The following is a 7,018-nucleotide window of genomic DNA, read 5'->3' on the forward strand; positions in this document are numbered from 1 at the left end:
AGAGGCGGTGACTGGAGTTCAGACGTGTGCTCTTCCGATCTCAGGAGTTGCAGTATGTGCTGGAGATCCAGTATGTTCTGATAAAGATATGCCTTTATTTATAGCTGAATTTATAATCCATTGTAAAGAAAATAATCTTAATATATGTTTTTGTCATACACTTGAAAAACATATTCCATTATACTCTTTACTTGGGTTTGGCAAAACAAAATGCGGAGAAGAGGCTATGTTTGACCTTGAGACATATAACTTATCAGGTGGGAAGGTAGCTAAAATAAGAAATGCAATAAATCATGCCTCTGCTTTAAAAATTACAATATCAGAGTATAAACCCTTGGAGAAAAGAGATAAATTTATTGAACAGCAGATTAATGATGTTTCAGATGAATGGCTTAAAGATAAAAATAGTAGTGAATTATCTTTTATGTTAGGAACAATATCATTGGATAATCCTATGGACAAAAGGTATTTTGCAGCCTACAACAATGAAAAAGAGATGCTTGGTTTTATTGTATTTTCACCTTTTGCTGGTGGACAAGGTTATCTAGCAGATATTACAAGGAGAAGGAACAATGCACCTATTGGAGTTATGGAAAAAATCACAATTGAGGCCTTTAATAAGATGAAATTAGAGGGAGTAAAGTGGGGCACATTAGGTCTAGCACCACTTGTAAATACTACGGATGAGGGTGGGGCAACTGGAAAATTATTTAAATTTGTATATGAAGAGCTTAATAGTTTTTATGGATTTAAGGGTTTATACCATTATAAGAAAAAATACAGTCCTACAGCCTGGGAAAACAGGTATATAGTATATTATCCTAAATTATTCACACCGAAAATTGCATATTCAATAATAAAGGCTCAAAATCCGAAAGGAGTAAGTGATTTTCTTCTTGTACAACTTAAATCTATTCTAATGGATAGTGATCATATAGTTTGGAAAGGTTGGGCGTATGTTAATGCGGCTATTGATAAACAGTACAATAAGAATAAAAAATAGTGCTTATTGAAACATATAACTCCTATATATCGTTTACGGCTTCTTGTGTGCGTTGAATGGTTTTCTTAAATTAAGAAATAATAATAAATGGTATGAATTTAATAATTTAATTCAAATTTAATCTTCAGTTATTTTTAATTTATGTTATCTACTATTATCTAATGAAGATAAGGAATGTAGGTACAGAATTTTAATTAAGCCCTGAAATAATATGGTGGGGATTAGTTTGCTATTCTACTATAAAAGGGAGTTGATATTTTGAAAGATTTTAGAATTCTGTTAGTAGAAGATGAAAAGTTAATGTCAATGTTTATTAAAATGGAATTAAATCATGAAGGGTATAAAGTTGATGTAACTTACAATGGACGGGACGGTTTAACTATAGCTGAGAAAAACGAATATAATTTAATACTTCTTGATATTATGATACCAGAACTTAATGGAATTGAGGTTTGTAGAAGAATAAGGCAGTCATCGCAAGTACCTATCATTATGCTTACGGCAAAAAGTGAAATATCGGACAGAGTGTTAGGTTTGGATGTAGGCGCAAATGATTATCTAACTAAACCATTTGCAATAGAAGAACTATTGGCAAGAATTAGAGTATATCAAAGAAATTTATTTATAAACAATAATACTTATGATGTCAAAGTGAAAGATATTGTTATGGATAATAAAGCTCATAATGTTAAAAAAAATGGTGTGGAAATTGAACTCACAAAAAAAGAGTATGACCTTTTAGAGGCACTGATGATAAACAAAAACATTGTGTTAACAAGAGAACAGTTAATTGAGAAAGTATGGGGTTATGACTATAAAGGTGATACCAACGTAGTAGATGTATTTATAAGACATTTACGCAGTAAAATGGATGATGAATTAGAAGACAAATTTATAACTACTATAAGAGGTGTAGGATATGTTGTTAGAGGTAATTAATTATGAATTTTAAAATTATTAAGAGCGCAAAAATTTCTGTAAAATTAACTCTAGTTTATGCTGTAATGTTCTCGTTAGTATTGCTCATTTTAAATGCTTCAATTCTATACGGAATAAAGTATTACTTGCATACTCAAGCGAACAAAGAAATAGAAGATGTTAAAACTATAGTGTTAAATAGGGTTCTGTCTGAAAGTGAACATGTAGATTTATCTGATAAAGAATTGATTTCAGAGGTTCCGTCCAAACAAAATGTATCAATAAGAATATTACAAGTAGATGGAAAGGTACTAAACATATCAAAATATTTTTATCGGGATCTTAAAATTAATGGTCCTTTTGATGAAATAAGAGCTTATGAAGAACACAATAAACAGTTGGTATATAAAAATTTAAAGATTGATACTAAAGAATATGGCATGGTCTATATTCAGATTGTGAAGGATATGGATAATGAATATGACTTCCTAAGAATTTTACTCGTTTTTATGATAATAGCTGATTTTTTAGGCATGATTTCTTCTATTATATTTGGATATAGTATAATAAAAAAAATGTTAAAGCCAATTGATCGAATAACTATAGCTGCTGATAATATTAGCATTAATAATTTAAAGGAACGAATCGATGTTACTGGTCCTAATGATGAGCTTAAAAGACTAGGTAATACTTTTAATAAGATGATAGATAGACTCCAAGGAGCTTTTGACAGTCAAATTCAGTTTGTATCCGATGCGTCACATGAACTTAGAACTCCTATTGCAGTTATACAAGGGTATGCAAACCTGATTGATAGATGGGGGAAAGATGATAGAGAAGCCTTAGAAAAATCTATTGACGCTATTAAGGTAGAAACCAGTAATATGGCAAATTTAGTTGAGAAACTCTTATTTATAGCCAAGGGTGGTAGCGAGAATCAAAAAATAGAAAAAAAAGAATTTTGTCTTAATGAGCTTATTTGCGAAGTTTTAAAAGAGAGTAAGCTTATAGATCATGGTCATATAATAACAAGTTCCAGAAATGACATTTTAAGTATATTTGCGGATTATAAAATGCTGAAGCAGATGATTAGGATATTTGTTGAGAATAGTATTAAATTTACACCAGAGGGAGGAACAATTGATATAAGTTCAGAGATTAACAATAAAACAGTAAGAATTACTGTCAGTGATAGTGGAATTGGAATACCAAAAAATGAAATCCAAAGTATATTTGAAAGGTTTTATACTGTAGATAAATCTAGGTCTAAAGAAAAAGGTGGCACTGGCCTTGGATTATCCATTGCTAAATTGATTGTGGAAATACATAAGGGAACTATAAATGTAGAAAGTGAAGAAGGAATTGGAACAAAGATAACTGTTATATTAAACATCTAGACTTTAAATTTATTGTTATATATGGGTATTACTTATTAAAAGATTTTATAATGTATAATCTAAATTTAAAATATGAAATATAATTATCGTATAACGAAAGGGGAACAAATGAACATTTTAATCAACTGTATAAATGTAGTGATGCATATCGATAAATACTTAACTTTATTAATACAACAGTATGGAGTATTAACCTATGTTATTATTTTTTTAATTATATTCATTGAAACAGGCATTGTCTTTATGCCATTTTTGCCAGGTGACTCAATACTATTTGCGGCAGGAGCACTAGCAGGAATTGGATCAATGAATATATTTACTCTTCTAATAGTAATATATCTTGCAGCTGTGCTTGGAGACACTGCTAATTATTATATTGGTAAAAAAATTGGAAAGACAATATTAGCAAACAAAGAGGGAAGGTTTATTAACAAAAAGTATTTAATTAAAGCTCAAAAGTTTTATGAAAAACATGGCTCAATGACAATAGTTATAGGTCGGTTTATTCCTATAATTAGAACCTTCGTACCTTTTGTAGCTGGTATCGGTAAAATGAATTACTCAAAATTTTTACCTTATAATATGATTGGTGGGGGTCTATGGGTAAGTCTATTTTTAGGTGGTGGTTACTTCTTTGGTAATCTATCTTTTATAAAAAATCATTTTTCTTATATGCTAATAGCTATAATAATAATTTCTTTACTGCCAGGAGCTATAATATTTATAAAAGAAAAGAGAAAAAAAGGTGAAGATGATGAAAATGATGTATCTAATACAGAAATTTGATAGTTCCATATTATTGTATATAAAAGATAACATGCATGGAATCATTATGGATAAAGTCATGATTATATCAACATGTTTAGGCAATGGAGGATTTATATGGATTACAATATCATTGATTTTGATAATTACAAAAAAATATAGAAAAATAGGTTTTATGGTCTTAGGAGCTTTAGTACTAAGCGGGATTTTAGGAGAAGAAATATTGAAACATATATTTAAGCGTATAAGGCCATCAGCAGTTAATCTTTTAATTGCAAAGCCAGTATCATATTCATTCCCATCAGGGCATGCTACATCTTCGTTTGCAGCTGCAGGAGTATTGGCAAAATATTTCAAAAAATATGCACTTGTATTTTTAAGCTTAGCGTCTTTGATAGCTTTTTCAAGATTATATTTATATGTACATTATCCTACAGACGTTTTAGCAGGTATAGTTTTAGGGCTTATATGCAGTGTAATAACAATATACTTGTTTAATAAAGTAAGTTATAGAAATATAATAACAAGCTTGATATATAAGAGAAAGAGGAGGTAAGGTGTAATAGCATGATTTATGCAGAAACTGGGGCAAAGAATATGATGAAAAATATAAACAGGGAATGATGTTATTCAGTAAAGGTTGGATGCTTTTAGTTATGTAATTAAAAAACATTTGCATAGAAATAATATTGTGGAGGTGTGCTGAAAAGATAATTGATAATGAAAGAGGATTTGATACTGATAAAGACATATTAATTTGAAATAAAATTATTAGTATTTTCACGTTAGCTACAAATAACATTAAAGGTATACATTTAGTAAAATATTACAAAAGAGAATAGGGTGAAGATTATTATATTTTTGAGTATATTAGGGCTAAAAATAATGGTTGTATTGTAAATAATTTTGATGGGTATCAATGGATTGAAATCAAGAAGTCGATAGATTGATATGTTTTATGATACACATTACAATAAATTCATTCATTGTAATGCCGATTATTGTTACAGCAATCGTAATCGTCAAATAGTAAATAATAACAGCATTTTTGTTTTGGCATAGGGGTTCTTGGTGTCAACTACTTATTTTATAAATAATCAAAAATGATTGAAGGTATTAAAGTCTAACTGTAGAGGTAAGAGAGTATAGTCCAGACTATAGACATTAGCCTCATGAGAATATTTTTAAACTTAATTGGTATATAATATTTTAAGCAGTGGTTATTATTTGGTGATGGTGGATTTAGAAATTAAAGTTTAAGGTTAAAAAAAACCCATGAGGAATTCGAGTAAGTACCTCATGGGTTACACTAAGGGTATATTTAATTCTATTTCATAGAGGATTAAAAGTAAATGAGTGAATTATGGAAAAAAAAGAAGCAAAATTATAACAAATGAAAACATTGGCAACATAAAATTAGACATAATTTAAGTTAAAAACAACGCTAAAGAAATATGACTTATTTCAAATTAAAAGCTATAACTACTAGTAGGTGGCATCGAGGCCAAAAATTATTATTACAAACTCAACTTTCGCATAACAAAAATACTATCCTCTCATTTATAGATGCAGGTAATGTTTATAAATTTACAAAAGAATATACACAATTGGTAAAGATATTGCCATATTTTTTAATTGTGTCAAGTAATTTTAATTTAACAGGTAGATAATATAAATTATATGCTAAACGGAAAGTAGAAAAAATGAACACGTGATTAAATATAATTAACTTTATATTACTTCTAGATAAGTTTTTAAATGGAGTAAAACTATGGAATATGGACATAGCTATTTTTATTTTTTTGTGAAATAGGATTGTTGGTTACACCATTTTTATCAGGAGCTTTATTCGCTATGAGTTCAGTTGATGTTTTTACCTTTTTTTTACATTATTTCCAGCAGCTGTTACAGGTTAGCTGTAAAATATTGTATTAAAAATGGGGGCAAAATTTTAATTTCTATGGGTAATTTTATTTTATACGAGGGGGTGAGCTTTTATTTGAAAATTTGCGCTCGCTCTGGCATTACAATGACTACGGGTTTATTTGCAGGTTTGTCTAAAGAGGCTGCTGCAAGATTTTCATTTCTTTTGTCTACACCAATTATTTTTGGTGCTGGTATGCTTGAATTAAAGAATATTATACATACGTCTATTAGCATTGCAGGAAATTTCATTGTAGGTATGATTGTAGCCGCTATAGTAGGATTTTTATGTATAAAATACTTATTAAATTACTTAAGAAATCATGGCTTTGGAGTATTTGTTGTATATAGATTTATAGTAGGCATTATATTCATCACTGTCTATATTTTAAAATAGAAAATTAACACCAAATAGGGTGATTTTACATTACCTTCCAAAAGGTATATTAGCACATTGGAGGTTATGAGTTAAGAGCAAAGTAGAAATTATGTTATATAACAATATCAAATATTAGTATTAAGTAACATTTGATTTATGTTTCCTATGAAAAACATCAAAAATCATTGCTAAACAAGGAAAGTTAATTTACAAAATGGTATATCTATAATAGCATAAATGGTTGAGACTTACCAAAAGAATTTACAATAAAAAATAAGAAAGCCTAGCATACACCAATTGGTTCTCACTTTAGAGGTGCAAAACATTAAATAACAACGAAAATCACTTGCAAATTAACTATGTTAATCGCAAGTGATTTTTTATTGAAATGTTTTAAAATATGCACAATATTTAGCTAGTATAATATTTATATTTGCTGGTCAAACTATAATTGTAAGTTGTAACCTTTCCATAATTATTAAAAGTAGTGGTTCCCCCACCACTTTTTTTTATTTTCTTAATATTTTATAGGACAAAGGGAATTAGATATAAGTTTAGTTATCTTTAATGCTTAGGGGAATATCGGAATTTGTCAACATAGTTGTCGCATTTTTTAATTTCAACCTTTTTATG

The 7,018-nt window shown here is 28.8% G+C and carries 6 protein-coding genes; all 6 read left to right on the top strand.

Annotated elements, in window-relative coordinates; genetic code table 11:
• Nucleotides 1–1,261 precede the first annotated feature (1,261 nt).
• The 6 genes from Q0649_RS00675 (at nt 1,262) to Q0649_RS00700 (ending at nt 6,403) form a co-directional block, all read left to right on the top strand.
• Nucleotides 1,262–1,942, top strand: a complete 681-nt coding sequence (locus tag Q0649_RS00675) for a response regulator transcription factor (RefSeq protein ID WP_298836224.1) — start codon at nt 1,262–1,264, stop codon at nt 1,940–1,942.
• 2 nt (nt 1,943–1,944) lie between these two features.
• Entirely contained in the window at nt 1,945–3,318 is a 1,374-nt protein-coding gene (locus Q0649_RS00680; RefSeq protein WP_298836226.1) for a cell wall metabolism sensor histidine kinase WalK, read from the top strand.
• A gap of 108 nt (nt 3,319–3,426) precedes the next feature.
• Nucleotides 3,427–4,104, top strand: a complete 678-nt coding sequence (locus Q0649_RS00685; RefSeq protein ID WP_298836228.1) for a VTT domain-containing protein — start codon at nt 3,427–3,429, stop codon at nt 4,102–4,104.
• Entirely contained in the window at nt 4,073–4,639 is a 567-nt protein-coding gene (locus Q0649_RS00690; RefSeq protein WP_298836234.1) for a phosphatase PAP2 family protein, read from the top strand. Before Q0649_RS00685 ends, Q0649_RS00690 begins: the two co-directional genes overlap by 32 nt.
• 898 nt (nt 4,640–5,537) lie before the next feature.
• Nucleotides 5,538–5,753: a hypothetical protein gene (locus Q0649_RS00695; protein ID WP_298836230.1), complete on the top strand. Its 216-nt coding sequence runs from the start codon at nt 5,538–5,540 to the stop codon at nt 5,751–5,753.
• Between the two features lie 329 nt (nt 5,754–6,082).
• Nucleotides 6,083–6,403 carry an undecaprenyl-diphosphate phosphatase gene (locus tag Q0649_RS00700; protein ID WP_298836232.1) on the top strand — a complete coding sequence of 107 codons (321 nt, stop codon included), beginning with the start codon at nt 6,083–6,085 and terminating at the stop codon, nt 6,401–6,403.
• The last annotated feature ends 615 nt before the right edge of the window (nt 6,404–7,018 follow it).

The sequence above is a fragment of the uncultured Clostridium sp. genome (assembly GCF_937920395.1).
GTDB lineage: Bacteria > Bacillota > Clostridia > Clostridiales > Clostridiaceae > Clostridium_AD.